General features: G+C 70.9%; 19 protein-coding genes. 17 read left to right on the top strand and 2 right to left on the bottom strand.

All coding sequences use genetic code 11. The features are described 5' to 3' along the window. Positions 1-2: 2 nt before the first annotated feature. Positions 3-3,263, bottom strand: a complete 3,261-nt coding sequence (gene fdh, locus JYK02_RS22210) for a formate dehydrogenase (protein ID WP_277991399.1) — start codon at positions 3,261-3,263, stop codon at positions 3-5. A gap of 304 nt (positions 3,264-3,567) precedes the next feature. On the opposite strand from fdh, the gene JYK02_RS22215 reads away from it, so the two are divergent. The 16 genes from JYK02_RS22215 to JYK02_RS22290 all read left to right on the top strand — a co-directional run bounded on the left by JYK02_RS22215 (position 3,568) and on the right by JYK02_RS22290 (position 21,148). Then, a complete protein-coding gene (locus JYK02_RS22215) occupies positions 3,568-3,942 on the top strand; it encodes a response regulator (protein ID WP_207053829.1) in 375 nt (124 codons plus the stop codon). 143 nt (positions 3,943-4,085) lie between these two features. Continuing rightward, positions 4,086-4,697: a DUF2378 family protein gene (locus JYK02_RS22220; RefSeq protein WP_207053830.1), complete on the top strand. Its 612-nt coding sequence runs from the start codon at positions 4,086-4,088 to the stop codon at positions 4,695-4,697. 135 nt (positions 4,698-4,832) lie between these two features. Beyond that, on the top strand, positions 4,833-5,831 hold the full coding sequence (locus tag JYK02_RS22225; RefSeq protein WP_207053831.1) for an SDR family NAD(P)-dependent oxidoreductase: 999 nt from the start codon (positions 4,833-4,835) through the stop codon (positions 5,829-5,831). A gap of 186 nt (positions 5,832-6,017) precedes the next feature. After that, on the top strand, positions 6,018-6,614 hold the full coding sequence (locus tag JYK02_RS22230; protein ID WP_207053832.1) for an outer membrane beta-barrel protein: 597 nt from the start codon (positions 6,018-6,020) through the stop codon (positions 6,612-6,614). Positions 6,615-6,732: 118 nt separating this feature from the next. Next, on the top strand, positions 6,733-7,695 hold the full coding sequence (locus JYK02_RS22235; protein WP_207053833.1) for a protein kinase: 963 nt from the start codon (positions 6,733-6,735) through the stop codon (positions 7,693-7,695). 455 nt (positions 7,696-8,150) lie between these two features. Next, entirely contained in the window at positions 8,151-8,801 is a 651-nt protein-coding gene (locus JYK02_RS22240; RefSeq protein ID WP_207053834.1) for a cytochrome c3 family protein, read from the top strand. Then, complete coding sequence (locus tag JYK02_RS22245) at positions 8,789-11,827, top strand: TAT-variant-translocated molybdopterin oxidoreductase (protein ID WP_207053835.1); 3,039 nt, start codon at positions 8,789-8,791, stop codon at positions 11,825-11,827. Before JYK02_RS22240 ends, JYK02_RS22245 begins: the two co-directional genes overlap by 13 nt. Beyond that, the gene (gene nrfD, locus JYK02_RS22250; RefSeq protein ID WP_207053836.1) at positions 11,824-13,248 is read left to right on the top strand and encodes an NrfD/PsrC family molybdoenzyme membrane anchor subunit; all 1,425 of its coding nucleotides are present in this window, start codon (positions 11,824-11,826) and stop codon (positions 13,246-13,248) included. Before JYK02_RS22245 ends, nrfD begins: the two co-directional genes overlap by 4 nt. Further along, on the top strand, positions 13,245-13,775 hold the full coding sequence (locus JYK02_RS22255) for a DUF3341 domain-containing protein (RefSeq protein ID WP_207053838.1): 531 nt from the start codon (positions 13,245-13,247) through the stop codon (positions 13,773-13,775). Before nrfD ends, JYK02_RS22255 begins: the two co-directional genes overlap by 4 nt. Continuing rightward, complete coding sequence (locus JYK02_RS22260) at positions 13,772-14,632, top strand: c-type cytochrome (RefSeq protein WP_207053840.1); 861 nt, start codon at positions 13,772-13,774, stop codon at positions 14,630-14,632. Before JYK02_RS22255 ends, JYK02_RS22260 begins: the two co-directional genes overlap by 4 nt. Before the next feature lie 1,318 nt (positions 14,633-15,950). Beyond that, on the top strand, positions 15,951-17,141 hold the full coding sequence (locus tag JYK02_RS22265) for a hypothetical protein (protein WP_207053842.1): 1,191 nt from the start codon (positions 15,951-15,953) through the stop codon (positions 17,139-17,141). Further along, a complete protein-coding gene (locus JYK02_RS22270) occupies positions 17,138-17,497 on the top strand; it encodes a hypothetical protein (RefSeq protein ID WP_207053844.1) in 360 nt (119 codons plus the stop codon). Before JYK02_RS22265 ends, JYK02_RS22270 begins: the two co-directional genes overlap by 4 nt. Next, positions 17,494-18,525, top strand: a complete 1,032-nt coding sequence (coxB, locus tag JYK02_RS22275; protein ID WP_207053846.1) for a cytochrome c oxidase subunit II — start codon at positions 17,494-17,496, stop codon at positions 18,523-18,525. The genes JYK02_RS22270 and coxB overlap by 4 nt, the downstream gene beginning before the upstream one ends. Continuing rightward, positions 18,506-20,113, top strand: a complete 1,608-nt coding sequence (locus tag JYK02_RS22280; RefSeq protein WP_207053848.1) for a cbb3-type cytochrome c oxidase subunit I — start codon at positions 18,506-18,508, stop codon at positions 20,111-20,113. Before coxB ends, JYK02_RS22280 begins: the two co-directional genes overlap by 20 nt. Beyond that, positions 20,103-20,732: a cytochrome c oxidase subunit 3 gene (locus tag JYK02_RS22285; protein ID WP_207053850.1), complete on the top strand. Its 630-nt coding sequence runs from the start codon at positions 20,103-20,105 to the stop codon at positions 20,730-20,732. The genes JYK02_RS22280 and JYK02_RS22285 overlap by 11 nt, the downstream gene beginning before the upstream one ends. 11 nt (positions 20,733-20,743) lie before the next feature. Then, positions 20,744-21,148: a cytochrome C oxidase subunit IV family protein gene (locus JYK02_RS22290; protein ID WP_347402550.1), complete on the top strand. Its 405-nt coding sequence runs from the start codon at positions 20,744-20,746 to the stop codon at positions 21,146-21,148. Between the two features lie 3 nt (positions 21,149-21,151). On the opposite strand, the gene JYK02_RS22295 is transcribed toward JYK02_RS22290, so the two are convergent. Next, on the bottom strand, positions 21,152-21,700 hold the full coding sequence (locus JYK02_RS22295) for a hypothetical protein (protein WP_207053855.1): 549 nt from the start codon (positions 21,698-21,700) through the stop codon (positions 21,152-21,154). Positions 21,701-21,959: 259 nt separating this feature from the next. On the opposite strand from JYK02_RS22295, the gene JYK02_RS22300 reads away from it, so the two are divergent. Continuing rightward, positions 21,960-22,841 (top strand): AAA family ATPase, encoded by an 882-nt coding sequence (locus JYK02_RS22300; protein ID WP_207053856.1) that lies wholly within the window; start codon positions 21,960-21,962, stop codon positions 22,839-22,841. Positions 22,842-22,867 lie beyond the last annotated feature (26 nt).

Here is a 22,867-nt window from a genome sequence, read left to right on the forward strand (position 1 = left end):
GCCTATCCCTTCCCCTCGGGTTCCTGTGACTCCGAATGGTCCACTTGCGGCGTCACGTCGCGCGGCACCTCCGGCAGCACGGGCGCGGGCGGCGCCGCTCCCGCCGCGGCCCGCTCGCCCGCGCGCAGCCGTCCCGCGCGCAGGTCCGCCGTGAACGCCTTCGACTCCTGGATGTCCACGTTCTGATCCGCGACGAACGCGGTCAGCTCGTTGGCCCCTTCACCGCGCACGCGCCCCGTGACGCCCCAGTGGTACGGCAGGCCAATCTGGTGCACCTGGCGCCCCTTCACCTTCAGCGGGCGGATGCGCTCCGTGACGAGCGCCCTGCACTCCAGGTCCCCGCGCGCCGTGGCCAGCGTGCACCAGTCCCCGTTCTTCAGCCCCTTCTCGCGCGCCAGCTCCGGGGAGATTTCACAGAACATCTCCGGCTGCAGCTCGCTCAGCCACGACAGCCAGCGCGACATGCCGCCCGCGGTGTGGTGCTCGGTGAGCCGGTAGGTCGTGACGAGGTACGGGTAGCGCGGGTCGCCCCAGGCGCGGTGATAGGGATTGTCCTTGCGCCGCCACTCCTCGCGCGTGGGGCTGCACTGCTGCGCGTAGAGCGGGTTGGGCACCACCGACTCCATGGGCTCGTAGTGCGTGGGCAGCGGCCCGTCCATCATCCCGCTGGGCGCGAAGAGCCAGCCCTTGCCGTCCGCCTGCAGGAGGAACGGATCATTCCCCGCGAGCGTGTCCAGCCCCGTCGCGCCCTCGGGGGGCCGGTACTCCGGCGGCCGGTCCGCGATGAAGTCCGGGACGTCCTCGCCAGTCCACTTCTTCTCTCCGGCGTCCCACCACACGTAGCGCTTGCGCTCGCTCCAGGGCTTGCCGTTCACGTCCGCCGACGCGCGGTTGTAGAGGATGCGGCGGTTGGCGGGCCATGCCCAGCCCCACTCGGGCGCCACCCACGTCTGCTCCTGCCCCGGCTTGCGCCGCGCCGTCTGGTTGACGCCGTCCTTGTAGCAGCCCGAGTAGATCCAACAGCCGCACGCCGTGGAGCCGTCGTCCTTCAACGCCGTGAAGCCGTCCACCGGCTTGCCGTCCGCCACCGTGTAGCCGTTGATCTCCTTGAGCACCGCCTCCGCGGAGGGCTCCGCGTGCGGCCCGTGCGTGGGGTAGTCCCACGTCAGGTCCAGCAGCGGCGCGTCCTTGGGGTCCGTGGAGTCCGCGTAGAGGGCGCGCAGCTTGCGCCCCAGGTGGTAGGCGAAGTGCAGCTCGCTGCGCGTGTCCCCCCTCGGCTCCACCGCCTTGTGATGCCATTGCAGCAGCCGCTGCGTGTTGGTGAAGGTGCCGTCCTTCTCCGTGTGCGCGGCGGCCGGGAAGAAGAAGACCTCCGTGGGGATGTCCTCCGGCCGCACCTGCCCGGACTGCACCTCCGGCGCCGTGCGCCAGAACTCCGCCGTCTCGATGAGGGTGAAGTCGCGCACCACCAGCCAGTCCAGCTTGCGCAGCCCCTTGCGCTGGAGCGCCCCGTTCATGCTGCCCACGGCGGGGTTCTCCCCCATGACGAAGTAGCCCTGGAGCTTCCCGTCCGCCATGTCCGCCACCGTCTGCATGTGCGAGTGGTTCCCCGTCAGCCGGGGCAGGTGGTGGAAGAGGTAGTCGTTGTCCTGGGTGGCCTTGTCCCCGAACCACGCCTTGAGCAGCGACACCGCGTACTTGGGGAACTCACTCCACCAGCCGCTGCCGGACTTGTTGTTGCGGATGTAGTGCTCCAGCCCGTCCGTGGTGGGCTTCGCGTGCGGCATGGGCAGGTAGCCCGGCAGCAGGTTGTAGAGCGTGGGGATGTCCGTGGAGCCCTGGATGGACGCGTGCCCGCGCAGCGCGAGGATGCCGCCCCCGGGCCGGCCGATGTTGCCCAGCAAGAGCTGGAGGATGGCCGCCGTGCGGATGTACTGCACGCCCACCGAGTGCTGCGTCCAGCCCACCGCGTAGCAGAACGCGCTGGTGCGCTCCGGGTTGGAGTTGTCACACAGCGTCCGGGCCACCTGGAGGAACAGCGCCTCGTCCACGCCGCACACCTGCGACACCACCTTCGGCGTGTAGCGGGAGAAGTGGCGCTTGAGCAGCTGGAACACGCAGCGCGGATGCTGGAGCGTCTCGTCGCGGTGCTCCTCGCGGACGTCCACCCGGTGCTCGTGCCCGCCGCCGCCCGCGCCCGGCTCGTCCGTCAGCTCCTTGTGGCCCGCCGCGGGCACGGCGCCCGGCACGTCCTGGTACTGCCAGGTCGCGATGTCATAGCGGTTGTCCTTCGGCTGGAAGCCGCTGAAGAGCCCCTCCAGGTCCTCCGTGTCCTGGAAGCCCTCGCGGATGAGCGTGGCCGCGTTGGTGTACTGCACCACGTAGTCGCGGAAGTACCGCTCGTGCTCCAGCACGTAGTGGATGAGCCCGCCCAGGAACGCGATGTCCGTGCCCACGCGGATGGGCGCGTAGAGGTCCGCCACCGCGCTGGTGCGCGTGTAGCGAGGGTCCACGTGGATGACCTTCGCGCCCCGGGCCTTCGCCTCCATCACCCACTGGAAGCCCACCGGATGGCACTCGGCCATGTTGGACCCCTGGATGAGGATGCAGTCCGAGTGCTGCAGGTCCTGCTGGAACGTCGTGGCTCCACCGCGGCCGAACGTGATGCCCAGACCGGGCACCGTGGACGCGTGTCATATTCGAGCCTGGTTCTCCACCTGCACGACGCCCAGCGCGCTGAACAGCTTCTTGAGGAGGTAGTTCTCCTCGTTGTCCAGCGTCGCCCCGCCCAGGTGCGCCAGCCCCAGCGTCCGGTTCACCCAACGGCCTTCCGCGTCACGCTGCTGGAACGTCGCGTCGCGCGTGCGCTTCACGCGTTCGGCCACCTTGTCCATCGCCTCTTCCAGCGGAATGGGCTCCCACTCCGTGCCGCCGGGGCGGCGGTAGAGGACCTGCTGGACGCGTTGCGTGCCCGTGACCAACTGGAACGTCGCGGCGCCCTTGGGACACAGCCGGCCGCGCGAGATGGGGGAATGCGGGTCGCCCTCGATGTCGAGGATGCGCCCGTCGCGCACGTGCACCTCCTGCCCGCAGCCCACCGCGCAGTACGGACAGATGGACTTCACCACCGCATCCGCGGACTTCGTGCGCGGCTCCAGCGAGCGGCTGCGCGCCGTCATCGCCGTGTCCCCCAGCGCGCGGCCATCCCCGCGGGTGAGCTGCCGCAGCACGGGCCAACCGTTCAACAGGTCGCGGAACTTCAAGGCCGCTCCTCCCCAGTCCGGGCGCGCACGCAGGACCCCGGCCCTCAAGATGGGGACGCGAGGCGGAGGAGGCCAGTGCCGCGAAGGCCGGGGGCCGTGGAGCGAGGGTGGGAGCAAGCGGGCAGGCATGAAAATGCACCGCACGCGAAATCAGACCGGGGGGCTCCAGCCGTTATTTCTCCACGGTGCCAACGCCTCGTCCGGCTCCACCCTCTCCTGGGGCCTTCACACGCCTCCAGGAGGAGCCGGACGACCCACAGCCACGAGATGGCCGGACGTGGCGGAGAGCGAGTGGAGACACTGCATGACAGACAGTGCCCCCCTCATCCTCTTGATCGAGGACGAGGAAGACATCCGGGACGCGGTCGCGACGCTGTTGGAGATGGAGGGCTACCGCGTCGCGCAATGCATCCATGGCGAGGACGCGTGGAAGTGGCTGAAGTCCCATCCCCGCCCGGACCTCATCCTGCTGGACCTGATGATGCCGGTGATGGACGGACAGGCCTTCCTCGCGCGGCTGTCCGAGGAACGCATGCTGGAGGGCGTGCCCATCATCGTGCTGTCCGGTAGCCCCTTCCGTCCGCCGGGCGCGTCGGCGTACCTGCGCAAACCCGTGGCGGTGGATCCGCTGATGGAGGCGGTGCGCCACTTCCTGCCCGCATCCGGGGAAGGCCCGTAAGGACCTCGCACGTCGTGAAACATGTGTCGCGTGGCGCGATGCGGCTTCCATCCAGGACTCGCGATGGAGCGGGACCTGTGGAATCCTCGCGCCCCGTCAGGTCCCCGCCTGGTCCATTCCCCCTCATTCAAAGGACGACGCTGATGCCGCACGGCGCGCTGAATCTCCCCGAGGACGTCGCCCGTGATCTGGAAGCCCGCCTCGCCGCGACGACGCCGGAGGACACGAGCCGCGGCCTGTTCTTCCTGGGCGTGCTGGACGCGGTGCGCTTTCTGGGCGGACCGGAGGCGGTGTCGCGCTGTCTGGAGCAGGTGGGCGAGACCGCCGACTTCATGCCCATGCAGACCTATCCGTTCCCGCGCTTCCTGCGGCTGTCCTACGTCGCGGCCGAGCAGCTCTCGCCGCTCGTGGGCGGCCACGAGGCGGCGCAGCGGCAGATTGGCACGCAGGCGATGCTGGACTTCCTCAACTCCATGTTCGCGCGCGACTTCGTGCAGCAGGCGGGCGGCGACCCGAAGCGGCTCCTGGAGCTGATGCACTCCGGCTACCGCACGGCGCTGAACTTCGGCGAGCGCACCGTGGAGTGGACGGGGCCCACGTCCGGCCGGGTCATCATGAAGCGCTCGCTGATGCCGGTGCCCTACAACGAGGGCATCCTCCAGTCCGCGCTGGAGGTGACGGGCGTGCAGGACGTGCAGGTGCGCGGCCAGGCGCAGTCACTGGTGGACGCCGTCTACGACGTCTCCTGGTCCTGAAGCCCCCGTGCGTCCTGCCCCCCGGCCCGCAGGGCAGCCGGGCGAGGGAGGGACGCGCGGAGCAATTCGGGGGCCTGGCCCGTGCCAGGTCCGCCTGGAAGCCCCACCTCTTCCGCCAGAGAGGGGCGAAAGCGCATGGCGCGTCATGAGGATTTGAGGGGGCAGGTGGCCATCGTCACGGGCGCGTCGAGCGGCGTGGGCTGGCAGTCCGCGCTGCGCCTGGCGGAGGCCGGGGTGCGGCTGTGCGTCACCGCGCGGCGGCAGGCGGCGCTGGAGCGGCTGCGCGTGGAGGTGCTCCAGCGCGGCGGCGAGTGCCTGGTGTGTGAGGGCGACGTCACGGTGGCGGAGGACGTGGAGCGCGTGGTGCGCGAGTGCGTGGCGCACTACGGCCGCGTGGACCTGCTGGTGAACGCCGCGGCGGTGCAGTCCTACGGCGACTTCGACCAGCTGCCCTGGGAGCACATCACGCGCGTGTTCGAGGTGAACTGCTTCGGCTACTTCCGCTTCGCGCGCGCGGTGCTGCCGCACTTCAAGAAGCAGGGCCACGGTCACCTGCTCAACATCCAGTCCATGCTGTCGGCGGGGTCCGCGCCGCTGCTGTCCGCGTATTCGGCGTCCAAGCACGCGACGCTGGGGTGGGCGCAGTCGCTGGAGCTGGAGCTGAAGGGCACGGGCGTCCAGGTGTCCAACGTGCTGGTGCCCTCCGTGTCCACGCCCATGTTCGACCACGCGCCCACGATGCTCGGGAAGAAGCCCGTGCCGGTGCCGCCCACGTACGACGTGGACTTGGTGGCGAAGGCGGTGGTGCGGCTGGCGAAGCGGCCGGGCCGCACGTCGGTGCCGGCGTTCCTCCAGGGGCGGCTGATGCTGTGGCTCAACGGCGTGGCGCCGTCGGTGGGCAAGGCGGTGCTCTCCCGCTTCGGCGCGAGGATGCAGACGACGGACACGCCGCTGTACCGGCCCGAGGGCAACCTCTTCAGCCCCGTGGCCGAGGGCGTGGGCCCCCGGGGCAGCGTGCCGCCGACGCCCGCGTGGAAGCGCTTCACCGCGACGCTGGGCCTGGCGGCGCTCACGGGCGGCGTGGTGGGCGGCGCGGTGCTGGGCGCTCGCGGCCTGGCGCGCGCGGCACGCTGAAAAGGCCTCCGGCCCCCCTCCGTGGCGCGATCAGGATTTTCCTGATCGCGGCCCGGATGGTGTCGTGTCAACGAAGTGGGGTGGTGGCGGCAAAACATCCTCGCGTTGCGGCGGGCTTTGGCTAGAAGGGGCCCCGCATGCGCACCGGGAAGGGTCGGCCGGGCGCGAACGTGAGGAGAGACGTCAATGCGTGGAAACAAGTGGACGGGCCTGGCGCTGGTGGCGGGACTCGCGGTGTCTTCGCAGGCGGTGGCGGCGGAAGAGCCGGACCTGAACAGCAACCCGGGCCGGGCGTCGTCGTTCGGCAACGCGGGCCAGATGGTCATCAGCCAGGAGCTGAACGGCTTCATCGGCTACAACACCGCCTCCGAGGTCTTCCTGGTCCGCCTGGAGCCCTCCGCGGACTACTTCCTCCAGCAGAACCTGTCGGTGGGCGCGTCCGCGCTGGTCGCGTTCGGCTTCGGTGACAGCACGGTCGTGGGCCTGGGCGTGGCGGGCCGCGTGGGCTACCACCTGCCGCTGAGCGAGCGCGTGTCGCTCTGGCCCAAGGTGGGCTTCGGCGTGCAGTTCGGTCACATCCCGGACAACAGCGACGTGAACTTCGTCCTGGACTTCAACGCCCCCCTGCTGTTCCACGTCACGCCGAACTTCTTCGTGGGCGCGGGTCCGCAGGTGCGCGCGCTCATCAGCGACCGCGGCTTCTCGCTGGGCGCGGACCAGGGCAACTTCTCTGGCAGCGACGTGACCATCGGCATCACGACCACGGTCGGCGGTTACTTCTAGCCTCGGGCCTTCCTGGCACCCCGGGCCGCGTGCCCGGGTGCCGGGGAGTCGCAGGACCTGGGACGTAGGCCCGCGTGGGTTGACGTTCCAGGTTGGATGTGTTGGGTTGGAGGGTGCCATGTCCGTGCTTCCGTTCGCCTCCCGGCTGCCCGCGTTCGCCCCCCTGCATCCGCTGGGGAGGGGCCCGCTGGGCGAGTGGGTGTCCCTGGTGTGGCCGCTGGAGCAGGACGCCGCGGACGCGCGCCCGCTGGTGGTGAAGACGTTCCTGCTGGCGTCGGGGCTGGCGCCGGAGACGCGGCGTCCGCTGGAGGAGGCGCTGACGCACGCGGTGCCGCTGCGGCATCCGGGCATCGCGCGGCTCCACGGCTTCCAGGTGGACGCGCGCGACACGCTGACGGTGGTGTCGGACTACGTCCCGGGCTGTTCGCTGGCCACGGCGCGCCGTCGCGTGATGGGGCGTGGCGCGCGGCCGTCGGAGGCGTTCGTGTGCCACGTGGGCGCGGAGGTCGCGGGCGCGTTGCAGGCGGCGCATGGCGCGCGCGTGGTGCACGGGGACGTGCAGTCGCACCGCATCCGCGTGGGGCCCCGGGGTGAGGTGACGCTGACGGACTTCGGGCTGCGGCCCGCGCGTCCGCTGCTGCGCCGCTTCACGTCGCCGTCGCGGCCCGACGTGGTGGAGCTGCCGGTGCGTGAGGACGCGGTGGGCTCGCCGGTGGAGGCGCGGGAGGACGTGCGCGCGCTGGGGCGGGTGTTGCTGGAGCTGGTCGCGGGGAACACGGTGGTGCCGGAGGACGCGGCCGGTGTGGACGCGGCGTTGAGTGGCGTGTCGCCCGCGCTGCGGAACGTGCTGCGGGCAGCGCTGCTGGACGCGCCGGGAGCGACGGACGCCGCCGCGTGGCTCCAGACAGCGCTGCGAGACTGCATGGCGCGCGGCATGACGTGCCATGGGCAGGAGGCGGTGGTGCGCGAGCTGGCGGCCTTGCCGGGCGCGGGTCCGCTGTCGCCGGTGGACGTGTACGTGGGCGCGGCGTCGGTGATGACGGCCTCCGTGCCCGCGCGCGGACGCACGCTGCCGTCCTGAGACGTGTGCGCCGAAGCGCTGTCCTGAGATGCCGGACGCGGGCTTCACGCCGAAGCGCCGTCCTTGGATGCCAAGCGCGGGCTTTGCGACCAAGCGCAGTCCTGAGACGGCGGACGCTGGCTTCGCGCCAAAGCGGCGTCCTGCACCGCCAGGCGCGGGCTTCGCGCCCAGGCCCTGGACGACGGGACACGCAGCCGTGCCTTGAATGGCTCGTGCCAGGGGCTCGCTGAGGCTCGTCGCGCATCGCGGATTGATCACCTACGCGCCTGATGCCGCTCGCGCCCTGCTCCGGGGGGCACACTCCTGTGGGGTGCCGGACGTCGCGCGTCCTGGCCGTGTGAAACGCGACGGGCCGCGCGCCGGCGGCTGGTGGTCTCCGCGAGGCCGCGCCCACAGTCGCGTCCACCTCTCGCGCCCCAACCCGCGGAGGCTTCCTTGCTGGACGGAGGAGGGCCATGGCTCCGCTGTTCCGCCCTGGGACTGACTCGGTGCTGCGGGCGCTCATCGCCCTGGCCCTGGGTGTGCCCGCGGTGTCGCTGGCGGGCCTGCTGCTCCTGGCGCGCAACCCACTGGGCCGGGGCTCGTTCGCGCCCCATGAACAACCGCTCCCGTTCGACCACCGGCACCACGTCGGAGACGAGGGCATCCCGTGCGGCTACTGCCATGAGGGCGCGTGGCGTTCGCCGGTGGCGGGAGTGCCGCCCACGCAGCGCTGCCTGGGCTGCCACGCGCAGGTGTGGAAGGGCAGTGCCCGGCTGGAGCCGGTGCGCGCCAGTGGCTTCGACGGCATGCCGCTTCCGTGGAACCGCGTGCACGCGCTGCCGGACTACGTCTGGTTCAGCCATCAAGCCCACGTGAACAAGGGCGTGGGCTGCGTCACCTGCCACGGCCGCGTGGACACCATGCCGGCGGTGCAGCAGGTGGCGCCGCTCACCATGGGCTGGTGCCTGGACTGTCACCGCGACCCGACGCCCTGGCTGCGCCCCCTGTCCGAGGTCGCGAACCTCACCTGGCGTCCACCCGGAGACCCGCGAGAGACGGGCCGCGCGGTGCAGGCCGCGCTCGACGTGAACCCGAGGACGGACTGCAACACATGCCACTTCTGACCGACCCCGCACGAACGGACACCCCGGACGCGCCCGCGGCGGACGGGACGGAGCCGCCGCGCGCGTGGCGGAGCCTGGAGGAGTGGCACGCGGGAGGACCCGGCCCCGAAGCCGTGTCGCGCGAGCATCCCCCCGGCGCGATGCTCCCTCCCGAGGGCGTGGCGAGGCGCACCTTCCTGCAACTGGCGACCGCGTCGCTGGCGGCTGCGGGCTTCAGCGGGTGCTTCCGTCAGCCGCCGGAGAAGATCCTCCCGTACTCGACGCCGCCGGAGGGACTGACGCCCGGCGTGCCGCTGCACTTCGCCACGGGGCTGGAGTGGAACGGCCGCACGGTGGGCCTGGTGGTGGAGAGCCACGAGGGCCGTCCCTCGAAGGTGGAGGGCAACCCGCTGCACCCGGCCAGCCTGGGCGCGGCGGGCGTCTTCGAACAGGCGTCGCTGCTGGGCCTCTACGACCCCGCGAGGGCCAAGACGTCGCGGCTGCAAGGCGTGGAGGCCGCGTGGAGCACCGTGCGGGACGCGCTGCACAAGCAGGCCGAGCGCCAGGACGGAGGCGCGGGACTGCGCTTCCTGGTGGAGCCCACGGGCAGCCCGCTGGTGCAGGCGTTGTACGCGCGCATCCAGCAGCGCTTCCCGTCCGCGCGGATCATCCCCTGTGGCGAGGCCCTGACGGACGGGAGCCGCGAGGGTACGCGGCTGGCGTACGGCAGGGCGCTGGACGTGGTGCACGACGTGGGGCGCGCGGTGGTGGTGGCGCTGGATGACGACTTCCTCGCCACGAAGCGCCCCGGAAACCTGCGCGCGGCGCGGGACTTCGTGAACGCGCGCAAGCCGGAGGCGATGAACCGGCTGTGGGTCGCGGAGAGCACGCTGACGCTCACGGGCGGTTTCGCGGACGAACGGCTGCGGATGCGGCCGTCACAGGGCGTCGCGCTGATGCTCGCGCTGGCGGCGGAGGTGGGCGCGGGGCTGGGCGCGGAGGCCCCGGCGAATCCCGCGCGCGGCGTCACGCCCGCGTTGGCCTCGGGGCTCGCGAGCCTGCGAGTCCCGCCGGCCGCGCTCACCGACGCCCAGCGCGCCTGGGCCCGAGGCGCGGCGAAAGACCTGCTCGCGCACCGGGGACAGGGCCGGGTGACGGTGGGCGAGCGTCAACCGCCGCGGGTGCATGCGCTGGCCTTCGCGATGGACGAAGCGCTGGGCAATGCGCCCCGGCTGCTCGAACCCGTGGCGCTTCCGGAGGCGAACCCGGAGGCGTTGGGCACGCTCCTTGGGGAGCTGTCCGACGGACGGGTGGACACGCTGATCATCACGGCGTGGAACCCGGCCTGGACGATGACCGTGGACCCGGGCTTCCCGCGTCACCTGGAGCGCGTCCCCTTCCGCCTGTACCACGGCCTCCACGAGGACGAGACGGCGGCGCGCTGCCCCACCTTCGTCTCCGCGACGCACCCCTTCGAGTCCTGGCGCGACGGCCGCGCACCCGACGGCACCGCGTCCGTGCTGCAACCCCTCATCGCGCCCCTGTTCCCCGGCGCGGTCTCCGAGGTGGAGCTCCTGTCCGTCTTCGCGGGCCTGGAGTCACAGAGTCCCTACGACCTGCTCAAGTCCCTGTGGCGCGAACGCTCGGGAGCACCGCGGGACTTCGAGGCGCGCTGGGAGACCTGGCTCGCGGACGGCGTCATCCCCGGCACCCAGGCACCGCCCGCGCGGGCCGTGCTGGACGCGGCCGCGGTGGTGGAGGGCGCGCGAAAGGTCTCGGGTCTGGAGCAGGCCCCCCAGGGCCTGGAGCTGTCCCTGGTGCTGGACTCGCGGCTGTACGACGGCCGCTTCGCGGGCAACGCGTGGCTCCAGGAACTGCCCGACCCGGTGACGAAGCTCACCTGGGACAACGCGGCGCTGCTCTCCCCGGCCACCGCGCGCTCCCTGTCCCTGGAGAAGGGCGACGTGGCGCGCATCGAGCTGTCAGGCCAGGTCGTGGAGGTGCCCGTGCTGGTCCTGCCCGGCCAGCCGGACGACACGGTGACGCTGGCGCTGGGCCACGGCCGCGAGCGCGTGGGACCGGTGGGCCAGCACGTCGGCGTCAACGCGTATCCGCTGCGGTCCAGGTCCGCGCCATGGGGAGGGACCCTCACGCGCATCACCCGCACGGGCCGGCACCACGCGCTGGCGCTCACGCAGGAGCACTGGAGCATGGAGGGGCGCCAGCTCGCGCTCCAGCTCCCGCAGGCGGCCTTCCGCGCGAAGCCCCAGGCGCTCCATTCGCTCCAGGAGGACGGTGAGCGGCTCTATCCGCCCACGGCGCTGCTGAAGAGCGAGCGCCACCAGTGGGCCATGGCCATCGACCTGCACCGGTGCACGGGGTGCAGCGCGTGCATGGTGGCCTGCCAGGCGGAGAACAACGTGCCGGTGGTGGGGCGCGACGGCGTGCTCAAGAGCCGGGAGATGCACTGGCTGCGCATCGACCGCTACTTCCTGGGCGACCCGGACGACCCGGGCTTCATCACCCAGCCCGTGGCGTGCGTGCACTGCGAGGCCGCGCCCTGTGAGTACGTGTGCCCGGTGAACGCCACCGTCCACTCGGACGAGGGCCTGAACCAGATGGTCTACAACCGCTGCATCGGCACGCGGTACTGCTCCAACAACTGCCCCTACAAGGTCCGCCGCTTCAACTACCTGGAGTACCCGCAGCGCGAGCCCCTTACGCGCCTGCGCCAGAACCCGGACGTGACGGTGCGCTCGCGCGGGGTGATGGAGAAGTGCACGTACTGCGTGCAGCGCATCGAGCGGGCCCGCACCGTCGCGCGCTCGGCGCAACGGGACGTGCGCGAGGGCGAGGTCGTCACCGCGTGCCAGCAGGCCTGTCCCACGGAGGCCATCACCTTCGGGGACCTGCGCGCCCCGGAGTCACGCGTGCGCCGCGAGCATGAGGACCCCCGGCACTACAAGCTGCTCAACACGCTGGGCACCCGGCCGCGCACGGTGCACCTGGTGCGCCTGAAGAACCCGGCGCCGAAGGGAGGCGCATGAGCACGGCCGACCCGCAGGTGCCCGCGCCCGGGGATCCGCTCGCCGGGCACCCGCTGCTGGAGGGGCGCCACTCCGACCGCGCCTACAGCGAGTCCCTGCTGGCGTACGTGCACAGCCCGCCGGGCCGGACCTGGTGGACGCTGCTGGGCCTGGGACTGGCCGGCACGGCGGTGCTGACGGTGGCCATCTGCGTCACCCTCTTCGTGGGCGTGGGGACGTGGGGCAACAACATCCCGGTGGCGTGGGCGTTCGGCATCACCAACTTCGTGTGGTGGATTGGCATTGGCCACGCGGGGACGTTGATCAGCGCCATCCTGCTGCTGTTCCAGGAGAAGTGGCGCGGCTCCATCAACCGCTTCGCGGAGGCGATGACGCTCTTCGCGGTGACGTGCGCGGGGCTCTTCCCGCTGCTGCACCTGGGGCGGCCATGGAAGTTCTACTGGCTGGTGCCGTACCCCAGCAGCCTGCGGGCGTGGCCGCAGTTCCGCTCGCCGCTGACGTGGGACATCGCGGCGGTGGGGACGTACCTCACGGTGTCGCTGCTGTTCTGGTTCGTGGGGCTGATTCCCGACCTGGCCACGGCGCGCGACACGGCGAGGACGCCCCGGGCGCGCTTCTGGTACGGGCTGGCGAGCCTGGGGTGGCGCGGCTCGGCGAGGCACTGGCGGCAGTGGCGCACGGGCTACCTGCTGCTGGCGGGGCTGGCCACGCCGCTGGTGGTGAGCGTGCACACCATCGTGTCCTTCGACTTCGCGGTGGCGCAGTTGCCGGGCTGGCACACGACCATCTTCCCGCCGTACTTCGTCGCGGGCGCGGTGTTCAGCGGCTTCGCGCTGGTGCTCACACTGTTGATTCCGGCGCGCAAGGCGCTGCGCCTCGAGCACGTGGTGACGCCGCTGCACCTGGACAACATGGCGAAGGTGCTGCTGGCCACGGGGTGGATGGTGGCCTACGGCTACGTGCAGGAGCACTTCTTCGCCTGGTTCAGCGCGAACCCGTACGAGATGCACGCCACGGAGGCCGAGTTCTCCGGACCCTACGCGCCGCTGTTCTGGATGCAGGTGTTCTGCAACGTGCTGGTGCCGCAGTTGTTCTGGTTCCCCCGGCTGCGAACGAACGTCGCGGTGCTGTGGGGGGCGGCGCTGCTCATCAACGTGGGGATGTGGACGGAGCGCTTCCTCATCGTGGTGGCGTCGCTGAGCATGGACTTCCTGCCCTCGTCCTGGGCGGCGTACCGGCCCACGTGGGTGGACTGGAGCCTGCTGGGCGGCACGGTGGCGTTCTTCGGCACGGCGTTCCTGCTGTTCCTGAAGTTCGTGCCGCCCGTGTCCATGAGCGAGATGAAGGAGCTCCAGCGCGAGGTGGACGCGTCGCTCGAGTTCCGGCGTGAGCAGGGCACCCGGCCCGGTGGGGCGCCATGAACCGCCACTGGGTGCTGGGAGAGTTCGCGTCCAGCGATGCGCTGGTGGCCGCGCTCAAGGGCCTGCGCGCGAGGGGCTTCGAGCAACTGGACGCGCACACGCCGTTCCCGGTGGAGGAGACGTTCGACGCGCTGGGGCTGAAGCGCTCGTGGCTGCCGCTGCTGGCCCTGGGGGCGGGGCTGGGAGGCGCGGTGTTCGCGTACGTGACCCAGTGGTTCACGAACGCCGTGGACTATCCGTTGGACGTGGGGGGGCGGCCGCTGCACAGCGTGCCCACGAACCTGCCCATCACGTTCGAGCTGGCGGTGTTGAGCGCGGCGCTGACGGTCTTCGGCGCGCTGATGGTGTTCTTCGGCTTCCCGCACGTGACGCACCCGGTGTTCGACGTGGAGTCCTTCCGCAGCGCGTCCGTGGACGGCTTCTGGGCGAGCGTGGCGGTGGCCGGCGAGGACGCGCCGAAGGTGGAGGCGGCGCTGCGAGAGCTGGGGGCGCGGCAGGTGTCGGTGGTGGAGGAGGGCGCGCGATGAGGCGCTGGATGCTCACGGTGCTGCTGGGCGGAACGGTCGCGTGCGAGGACACGGATCCGATGGCGTCGCAGCCGCGAGCGGAGGCGTTCGAGGCGAGCACGTTCTTCGATGACGGCCGGGCCATGAGGCCCCTGGTGCCGGGGACGGTGGCGCGGGAGTGGCGCGACCGGGGAGCGACGCAGGGGCTCACGGCGGACGGAGGTTGGGTCCAGGCGGTACCGGTGCCGTTGACGCGGGCGCTGCTGGAGGAGGGGCGCACGGCCTATGAGACCTGGTGCGCGGTGTGCCACGGGCTGACGGGAGACGGGGACGCCATCGTGGCCCGGAAGATGCCGCTGCGCCGGCCTCCGGGGCTCTTCGTGCCGCACGACCACGCGACCCAGGTGGTCTACGGAGTCGCGGAGGGCGAAGCCCCGTACACGGGAACGCAGGCCGTGACCGCGAGGGTGGGGCCCGGAGCGTTCCCACTGCCCGCGAGGGTGGACGGGTGGGGGGCCGTGAGGGACACGGCGGACGCGGGGCGGCCCGGAACGCCGGGCCAGGGCCTGGCGGTCAGCGACGCGGACGCGGCAAGGGCCCGGCAGCACGCCCTCATCGGGCCGCGAGGCCTCGCGATGGAAGGGAGGCTCGACGCGCCCGCGGCGACGGGAGACCTGCCGCACCCGCCAGGCTTCTACTTCGCGGTCATCTCCCAAGGCTTCGGAGTGATGCCCGCATACGGCCCACAGCTGACGCCCCAGGAGCGCTGGGCCGTGGTCGCGTACCTCCGGGCCCTGGGCCGAAGCCAGCGAACCCCCATCACCGCCGCTCCCCCCGAAGTGCAGGCAAGGCTGCGCCAGGAGGTCGGAGCCCCATGACGCCGCCCTGCACCCCCAAGGTCTACACCCACCGTCTGACAAGGCAGACCAAGAGGCGAACCAGGAGCCGCGGCCCAGGTTCAACGGCAACCCCCGTCCAACCAGCCAGTCCAAACTGGTCCGACAGTCGGACCAGTTCCCGCAGCCCAGGTTCAGCATCAACCCCCGTCCAACCACGCGGTCCAAACCTGTCCGACAGTCGGACAGGTTTCCAAGGTGAGCGGCCCACAGGGAGGTCCAGCCGGGCTCCCATGTCGGGATCCCCAGCGCAGAGGCGCTGCCCAGGTTGTCCAAACCTGTCCGACAGTCGGACAGGTTTCCAAAATGAGCCGCCGAAGAGGCGGCCCAGCCGGGCTCTCATCTCGGCATCGTCAGCGAAGGGGAGCCACCCGCGTTGTCCAAACCTGTCGGACAGTCGGACAGGTTTCCAAGGTGAGCCACCGACGGAGAGCCCCAGCCGGGTTCGCACCTCGGCATCCTCGGCGCAGGTGCGCCGCCCGAGCTGTCCAAACTGGTCCGACAGTCGGACCAGTTTTCGCAGGTCGGCACCGATGGGAAGGCCCAGCCGGGTTCCCTCCTCGGCATCGTCAGAGCAGGGAAGCCGCCCGAACTGGTCCGACAGTCGGACAGGTCGCCGAGGTGAGCCGCCGGCGGAGAGCCACTTCTGGGCTCCCATCTCGGCATCGTCAGTACATGCGCGCCGCGCGAGCTGTCCAAACTGGTCCGACAGTCGGACCAGTTCTCAAGGTGCGCCGCTGACGGAGGACTTCAGCAGGGCTTTCATCCCGCCATCGTCAGCGCAGGTGAGCCACCCGAGCTGTCCAAACTGGTCCGACAGTCGGACCAGTTCTCAAGGTGCGCCGCTGACGGAGGACTTCAGCAAGGCTTTCATCCCGCCATCGTCAGCGCGGGGGCGCCACCCGTGCTGTCCAAACTGGTCCGACAGTCGGACCGGTTCTCAAGGTGCGCCGCTGACAGAGAGCCCCAGCCAGGCTCCCATCTCGGCATCGTCAGCGCGGGGGATCCGCCCGGGCTACCCAAACCTGTCCGACTGTCGGACAGGTTTTTGCGTGTTGCCGCCGACGAGGAGGCCCATCCGGGTTCTCACCTCGGCATCCTCGGCGCAGGTGTGCCGCGCGAGCTGTTCGAACGGGTCCGACAGTCGGACAGGTTTTCGCGGGTCGCCGCCGACGGCAGGCCCTTGCTGGGATCTCACTTTCTCATCCGTGGAGACGGACTCTCTGCGCGAGGGCCTGGTCCTTGCGCCATTCGCTGGCTCCGCCGCCTGGTCGCGACCCGGTGAGGAGGTCCGCGCGCGATGACGACTCCTGTGCTCCCACGCTTCGAGGGTGGACAGCGCGCGCTGATCATCAGTGCGGCGCTGGGTGTCGTGGGTCTTGTGGCCACCGCGCTGGGTGCCTTGCTCGACGTGCGTCAGGCCCTGGCGGGGTACCTCTTTGGGTTCACCTACTGGCTGGGCCTGTGCCTGGGCGCGCTGCTGCTGCTCGCCTCCTTCCACGCGTCGAAGGCGCGCTGGCCCGTGGTGCTGCGCCGCGCGCTGGAGGTCACGGCCGCCACCGCGCCGCTGTTCCTCCTGCTCTTCGTGCCCCTGGCGCTGGGAATGCGGCACCTGTACCCATGGGTCGCGCCGCCCTTGGAGCTGGGCGAGCACGCGCTGCATGTGCTCGAACACCGGCGGACCTACAACAACGTGCCCTTCTTCCTGGTGCGCGCGGCGCTCTACTTCCTTCTCTGGGGAGGCGTGGGCCACCTGCTGCACCGCTGGTCCGTGAGCCAGGACGCCACGGGCGACTTGCGCTGGACGCTGTGGCAGCGGCGGCTGGGGGGAGGCTCGCTGCCGGCGCTGGGGCTCACGTTCTCCTTCATGACGCTGGACTGGATGATGTCGCTGGAGGCGACGTGGCAGTCCACCGTCTACGCCGTCCACGTCTTCTCCGGCGCCTTCGTGGGTGCGCTGGCGCTGATCATCGTCGCGGGCGCGGCCACTCGCGACACGCAGCACTTCGGCAGCCTGCTGTCTCCAGGCCACTACCACCGGCTGGGCACGCTGCTGTTCGCCTTCATCTGCTTCTGGGCCTACATCGCCTATTCGCAGTTCATGCTCATATGGGTCGCAGCCCTGCCCGAGGAGGTGAGCTGGTACCGCGTCCGCCTGGAGGACGGCTGGGGCGTGCTGTCTCTGGCTCTGGTGCTGGGCCACTTCGTCATCCCCTTCGCGCTGCTCCTGTCGCGTGAGCTCAAGGCCCGCCCGCGTGTGCTGGGGGCCGTGGCGCTGTGGATGCTCGCGATGCATGCCGTGGATGTGGCGTGGCTGCTGTTCCCCTCGCTCTTCCCGGGAGGCGTCTTCGTTCCCTGGACGGCGCTCACCGCGTGGGTGGGCGTGGGCGGCCTGTCCGTGGCGGCGGCCCTCTGGCTCACGCGCGGCGCCCATCCCGTGCCCGTGGCGGATCCCTACCTCGTCCACTCGCTCCAGGTGCGCCCGCCATGAGCGAACCCCGTCCACCGCCTCCGGAACTGGAGCGGCTGCCTACCGCGTGGCTGCTGCGTGTCGGCGCCGTGGCGCTGGCGCTGCTCGCGGCGGCCAGTGTCGCGGCGTGGGCCCTGTGGATCCTCTGGCGTCCCGAGGCCGAGCGCCCACTCCCGCTTCCTCCAGGCACCCTGCAGATTGGCATGATCGATCCGGTGCCTTTCGCGCTGGACCGGCGCGCGGAGGAACTGAAGGCTCGGCAGCGCGAGCGGCTGGAGGGCTACGGCTGGGTGGACGTGGACGCGGGCGTCATCCACCAGCCCATCGACGCGGCCATGCGTCAACTGCTCTCCGAAGGTGACGGAGGCGCGCGATGAACGAACTCTTGCGTCGCCTCTTCTTCCTCCCGGAGCAGGGCTCCACCTTCGCCGTGGAAGTGGATCACCTGCACTACTTCCTGCTCCTCACCACGCTCGCGGTGGCGGTGGGCATCGGCGCCGTCGGCATCTCCTTCCTCGTGCGTTACCACCGGCGCTCGGCGTCGGACCCCACGCCGCGCGTGGTGGCGCCCGGGTGGATGGAAGGGCTGTTCATCGGCGTGCCGCTGTCGCTGTTCCTGCTCTGGTTCGTCCTGGGCTTCAAGCAGTTCGTCTGGGTGATGAGCCCGCCCCAGGAGTCGCTGGATGTCTACGTCACCGGCAAGCAGTGGATGTGGAAGTTCACCTATCCCGGAGGTCCCAGCGCCATCGACACGCTGGTGGTGCCCGCGGGCCGGCCCGTGCGGCTGCTGATCACCTCTCGGGACGTCATCCACTCCTTCTACGTGCCGGACTTCCGCATGAAGCGCGACGCGGTGCCCGGCCGCTACACCGACCTGTGGTTCGAAGCGCCAAAGCCCGGCCGCCACGGGGTGCTGTGCGCGGAGTACTGCGGGCTGGACCACTCGGTGATGCGCGGCGAGGTGGTGGTGCTGTCGCCCGCGGACTTCGGGGCGTGGCAGGACGCGCAGCGCCGCAACCTGCCCGTGGCCGCGCTGCCCGGCGCCCGCACCCCGGAGTCCATGGCCGTGCGAGGCGAGCACGTCGCCACCGCGCAGGGCTGCCTGCAATGCCACACGGTGACGGGCGCGCCGCACATCGGTCCCACGTGGCTGGGGTTGTACGGCCGAATGGAGCCGCTGGAGGGCGGCGGCGCCGTGCTCGCGGACGAGGCGTACCTCACCGAGTCCATGATGGATCCACTGGCGAAGGTGGTGGCCGGCTACGCGCCCGTGATGCCGGGCTACCACGGCCGGCTGAGCGCGGAGGACTCCGGCGCGCTCGTGGAGTTCATCAAGTCCCTGCGTCCCCTGCGCCCGGGCACCCCCGCGGCCGAGGAGCCCGTCTATGTCCCCACCGGCCGCTGAGTCCTACCTGTCGGACGGCCGCACCCTGTGGTCGTGGCTCACGACGCACGACCACAAGCGCATCGGGGTGATGTTCCTGGTGCTGACGCTCTTCTTCTTCTTCCTGGGCGGCCTGTTCGCGCTGGCGCTGCGCATCGAGCTGCTCACGCCCGGCCGCACCGTGATGGGACACCTGGCGTACAACCGGATGTTCACGCTCCACGGCGTCACCATGGTGTGGCTGTTCATGATTCCGGCCATCCCGTCCGCCTTCGGCAACTTCCTGGTGCCGCTGATGATTGGCGCCAGGGACGTGGCCTTCCCCCGGCTCAACCTGGCGTCCGTGTACCTCTACGTGCTGGGCGCCAGCGTCGCGCTCTGGGGCATGTTCGAGGGCGGCGCGGACACGGGCTGGACCTTCTACACGCCCTACAGCACCACCACGGGCACGGCGGTGCTGCCGGTGCTGGTGGGCGTGTTCATCATCGGGTTCTCCACCATCGTCACCGGGCTCAACTTCATCGCCACGGTGCACACGCTGCGCGCGCCGGGCCTGACGTGGATGAAGCTGCCGCTGTTCGTCTGGGCCATCTACGGCACGTCCATCATCCAGGTGCTGGCCACGCCGGTGCTGGGCATGGTGCTGGCGCTGGTGGCGCTGGAGCGCGTGGTGGGCGCGGGCATCTTCGACCCCGCGCGCGGCGGTGACCCGCTGCTCTTCCAGCACCTGTTCTGGTTCTACAGCCACCCGGCCGTCTACATCATGGTGCTGCCGTCCATGGGCGTCATCAGCGAGGCGGTGAGCGCCTTCAGCCGCAAGAACGCCTTCAGCTACCGGATGATTGTCTATTCCACGCTGGGCATCGCGTTCGTGGGGTTCTTCACCTGGGGCCACCACATGTTCGCGTCCGGCCAGTCCACCTTCGGCTCCGGCGCGTTCGGCGCCATGTCCATGCTGGTGGCCATCTTCACGGCCATCAAGATCTTCTCCTGGCTGGGCACGCTCTACCGGGGCTCCATCGCCATCGAGTCGCCGCTCCTCTACACGCTGGGGTTCATGTTCTTCCTCTTCTTCGGAGGGATGATTGGCGTGGCGTACGCGACCACGTCGCTGAACCTGCACTGGCACGACACGTACTCGGTGGTGGCGCACTTCCACTTCATCATGGTGGGGGCGACGGTGATGGCGTTCCTCGCGGCGCTGCACTACTGGTTCCCGAAGATGTTCGGGCGGTGCTTCCCCGCGAAGCTGGCCAACGGCGCGGCGGTGCTGATCATCTTCGGCTTCATCGCGACGTTCGTGCCGCAGTTCCTCCTGGGGAACCTGGGCATGCCCCGGCGGTACGCGGACTATCCGCCGCACTTCCAGTCGCTGCACGTCGCGTCCACGGCGGGCGCGTCGCTGCTGGCGTTCGGGTTCCTGGCCATCGCGGGGTACCTGGCGTGGAGCCTGCGCCATGGCGCGCTCGCGGGGGACAACCCCTGGGGCAGCGAGGGCTTCGAGTGGCGAAGCGCCTCCCCGCCGCCCACGCACAACTTCTCCACACCGCCCCAGTACCCCACCGGTCCGCACGAGTACTCGCGGGAGGAGGTGCCGCATGCCGCCTGAGGCCGTGACGGAGCACTGGGGCTCCGAGGACGCGCGCAAGCAGGCGGCGTACCTGGGCATGTGGGTCTTCATCGCGACAGAGGTGCTGCTGTTCGCGGCGCTGTTCACGGCCTATGGCGTGTATCGCTCGGTGTACCCGGAGGCGTTCCGCGCCGCGCAGCTCACGATGGAGGTGGGGCTGGGCACGCTGAACACGTTCCTGCTGGTGACCAGCAGCATCCTGGTGGCGCTGGGGGTGCACGCGGTGCGGGGCAACCGGCCGGGGCTGGGCGGCGCGTTGCTGCTGTCGGCGGCGCTGCTGGGCGTGGTGTTCCTGGCGGTGAAGGGCGTGGAGTACGCGCACCACGTGAAGGAGGGTGGGCTGCCGGGAGACGCGTACCGGTTCACGGAGGTGCCGCGCGTGGGCGCGAGCCTCTTCTTCACGCTGTACTACCTGCTGACGGGCGTCCACGCGCTGCACGTGACGGTGGGCGTGGGGGTGCTGACGGTGCTGGGCGTGCGGTCCGCGGCGGGGACGTTCAGCGCGGCGTACGCGACGCCGGTGGAGCTGGGCGGCATGTACTGGCACCTGGTGGATGTCGTCTGGCTGTTCGTCTACCCCATCCTGTACCTGTCATGAGGAGCGGGCCCGTGGCCGAGGACGCGGTGGAGAAGCCGGAGCGTCAGCTGGGAGTGGCCGGCGTGCTCGTCGTGGGCGCGGTGCTGCTCGCGCTGACGGCGCTGACGTACCTGCTGCACAGGCTGCCACACGGCGCGTGGTCGCTGCCGGTGGCGCTGCTCATCGCGGGAGCGAAGGGGCTGTTGATCGCCCTGTTCTACATGCACCTGCGCGAGCAGCGCGCGAGCAACGGACTGGTGTTGCTCACGGCGGTGGTGTTCGTGGCGGTGCTGCTGGCGGTGTGCATGCTGGAGGTGCGCACGCGCTTCCGGCCCACGATTCCACCGGGCCCATTTCCAGTGGAGTCCCTGCCCGGAGCGCTGGTGGACCCGAGGAGCGCCAGGCCCCCGGAGCCCGCGGGCCCCCCGGAGCCGTGAGCGTCAGGTGGGGGCGGCCTTCAGGGCTCGCAGCTGGCGTCGCAGCCGGTCCAGGCGGGTGATCACGTCCCTGAGCGCGGGCACCGTGCCGAGCGCGGCTCCGAACGCGAGGTGCAGGAGGAGCAGCATCGCGGCGGGGGCCTCGCGCGAGAGCGGAGGCGATGCGAAGGGAACCATCAGCCGGAACATCACCGCCCACAGGCCCATGCCGTAGAGGACCCCCAGGCAGAGCGCCGCGACGGCGGTTCCCCTGCGTGGCAGCAGCAGCGCGAAGCCCGTGGCCAGTCCCCCCGCCAGGCTGAAGTGGATGATCAGCCCGAGCAGCACCGCCCAGGCGCCGTGGGCCGTGCCCCCCCGGTAGAACAGCCCCGCCACGAGAAGCGCCGGCCTCCAGGGCTCACCTTGCAGCACCCCCGAGAACGCGCACGCGAGCACCGCCATCCCGAAGGCCCCCAGCGTTCCCGCGAGCGCTCCGGGGAGGACGACATCGCGGACCGGGTTCCACGGCGCCACCGCGAAGTCCACGGCCCGAGCCTGCTTCCGCTTGCTCATGCCTCGCCTCCCGAGCCGCCCAGGGCCGCTCCGGCTTCAATCTAGGAACGGCCCACTCGGGGAGCCCGCCGGATACCGGACCCTGGGGACCCTGGCAGGGCCTGCCCGTTCGCGTGTGTTTGTCACACTGGGAGTGGGGGTGTCTTGCGTGCAGCGGAGCTGGCCGCCCCGAGGGCGTGAAGGACACGCTGCGTTGAGACACATGGGTCGGGGCGGAGCCATGGACGGCCCCTGGGGGGAGGCCGCTAGGCTTCCGGGCGTGATTGCCTCCGTTCGCTTCGAGCACTTCCGGTGCCTGCATCGCGTGCAGCTCGCCCTGGAGCCAATGACCGTCCTGGTGGGACCCTCGGCGTCGGGGAAGACGGCCCTGCTGGAGGGGCTCCAGCATCAGCTCGCGTACGAGCCCTCGGACTTCTGGCGGCGGGATGAGTCGCGTCCGCTGCGCATCGAGTGGACCTACGCGCACGGCGACCGCACGCGCGTGGAGTATCCCTTCAGCGTGATGGACACGCTGCCCGGCCAGGGCCACTCCACGCAGCAGTTGTCGCTGAGCATGGAGGCGCTGCGCGCGGGAGGCTCGTCCGCGAAGGCGACGTGGCTGGAGCGCAAGGGCGGCAACCTCGCCAGCGTCTTCGCGGCGCTGCCCATGTCCACGCGCGACGTCATCTCGCAGGAGCTGGCGAAGCGCGTGCCGTCGCTGTCGGACGTGGACGTGTCACGAGACCTGGAGGACCGCTCCTTCCGCCTGCGCTTCCGCGACCGCTGGAGCCCGGACGTGTGGTTCGGCCCCGAGCACGTCTCCGACGGCGTGCTGTGGCTGCTCGCGTTCCTGGTGCTGCCCTACCAGCGGCCCCTGCCGGAGCTGCTCACGCTGGACGAGCCGGAGCGCGCGCTGCACCCGGGCCTGGTGCGCGAGGTGCTGGAGCTGCTGCGCGCCATGACGCGCGGCGAGTCCACGGGAGGCCAGCCGGTGCAGGTGGTGCTGGCCACGCACTCGCCGGACCTGCTGGAGCACGTGCGTCCGGAAGAGGTGCGCCTGTTGTCGCGCGAGCCCGCGGACGGCTCCGTGCGCGTGCAGCAGGTGCCCGCCACCGCGCTCCACTGGCGGCGCGAGTGCCGGGAGCTGCTGGACACCCTGTAGCACCGGGCCCCCGAGCGGACGCGCTG

It is taken from the genome of Corallococcus macrosporus (assembly GCF_017302985.1).
GTDB classification, from domain to species: domain Bacteria; phylum Myxococcota; class Myxococcia; order Myxococcales; family Myxococcaceae; genus Corallococcus; species Corallococcus macrosporus_A.

Coding starts and splice junctions, on each gene's coding strand:
- JYK02_RS22215 (WP_207053829.1), top strand. CDS start 3,568: ATGACAGACAGTGCCCCCCTCATCCTCTTGATCGAGGACGAGGAAGAC.
- JYK02_RS22220 (WP_207053830.1), top strand. CDS start 4,086: ATGCCGCACGGCGCGCTGAATCTCCCCGAGGACGTCGCCCGTGATCTG.
- JYK02_RS22225 (WP_207053831.1), top strand. CDS start 4,833: ATGGCGCGTCATGAGGATTTGAGGGGGCAGGTGGCCATCGTCACGGGC.
- JYK02_RS22230 (WP_207053832.1), top strand. CDS start 6,018: ATGCGTGGAAACAAGTGGACGGGCCTGGCGCTGGTGGCGGGACTCGCG.
- JYK02_RS22235 (WP_207053833.1), top strand. CDS start 6,733: ATGTCCGTGCTTCCGTTCGCCTCCCGGCTGCCCGCGTTCGCCCCCCTG.
- JYK02_RS22240 (WP_207053834.1), top strand. CDS start 8,151: ATGGCTCCGCTGTTCCGCCCTGGGACTGACTCGGTGCTGCGGGCGCTC.
- JYK02_RS22245 (WP_207053835.1), top strand. CDS start 8,789: ATGCCACTTCTGACCGACCCCGCACGAACGGACACCCCGGACGCGCCC.
- nrfD (WP_207053836.1), top strand. CDS start 11,824: ATGAGCACGGCCGACCCGCAGGTGCCCGCGCCCGGGGATCCGCTCGCC.
- JYK02_RS22255 (WP_207053838.1), top strand. CDS start 13,245: ATGAACCGCCACTGGGTGCTGGGAGAGTTCGCGTCCAGCGATGCGCTG.
- JYK02_RS22260 (WP_207053840.1), top strand. CDS start 13,772: ATGAGGCGCTGGATGCTCACGGTGCTGCTGGGCGGAACGGTCGCGTGC.
- JYK02_RS22265 (WP_207053842.1), top strand. CDS start 15,951: ATGACGACTCCTGTGCTCCCACGCTTCGAGGGTGGACAGCGCGCGCTG.
- JYK02_RS22270 (WP_207053844.1), top strand. CDS start 17,138: ATGAGCGAACCCCGTCCACCGCCTCCGGAACTGGAGCGGCTGCCTACC.
- coxB (WP_207053846.1), top strand. CDS start 17,494: ATGAACGAACTCTTGCGTCGCCTCTTCTTCCTCCCGGAGCAGGGCTCC.
- JYK02_RS22280 (WP_207053848.1), top strand. CDS start 18,506: ATGTCCCCACCGGCCGCTGAGTCCTACCTGTCGGACGGCCGCACCCTG.
- JYK02_RS22285 (WP_207053850.1), top strand. CDS start 20,103: ATGCCGCCTGAGGCCGTGACGGAGCACTGGGGCTCCGAGGACGCGCGC.
- JYK02_RS22295 (WP_207053855.1), bottom strand. CDS start 21,700: ATGAGCAAGCGGAAGCAGGCTCGGGCCGTGGACTTCGCGGTGGCGCCG.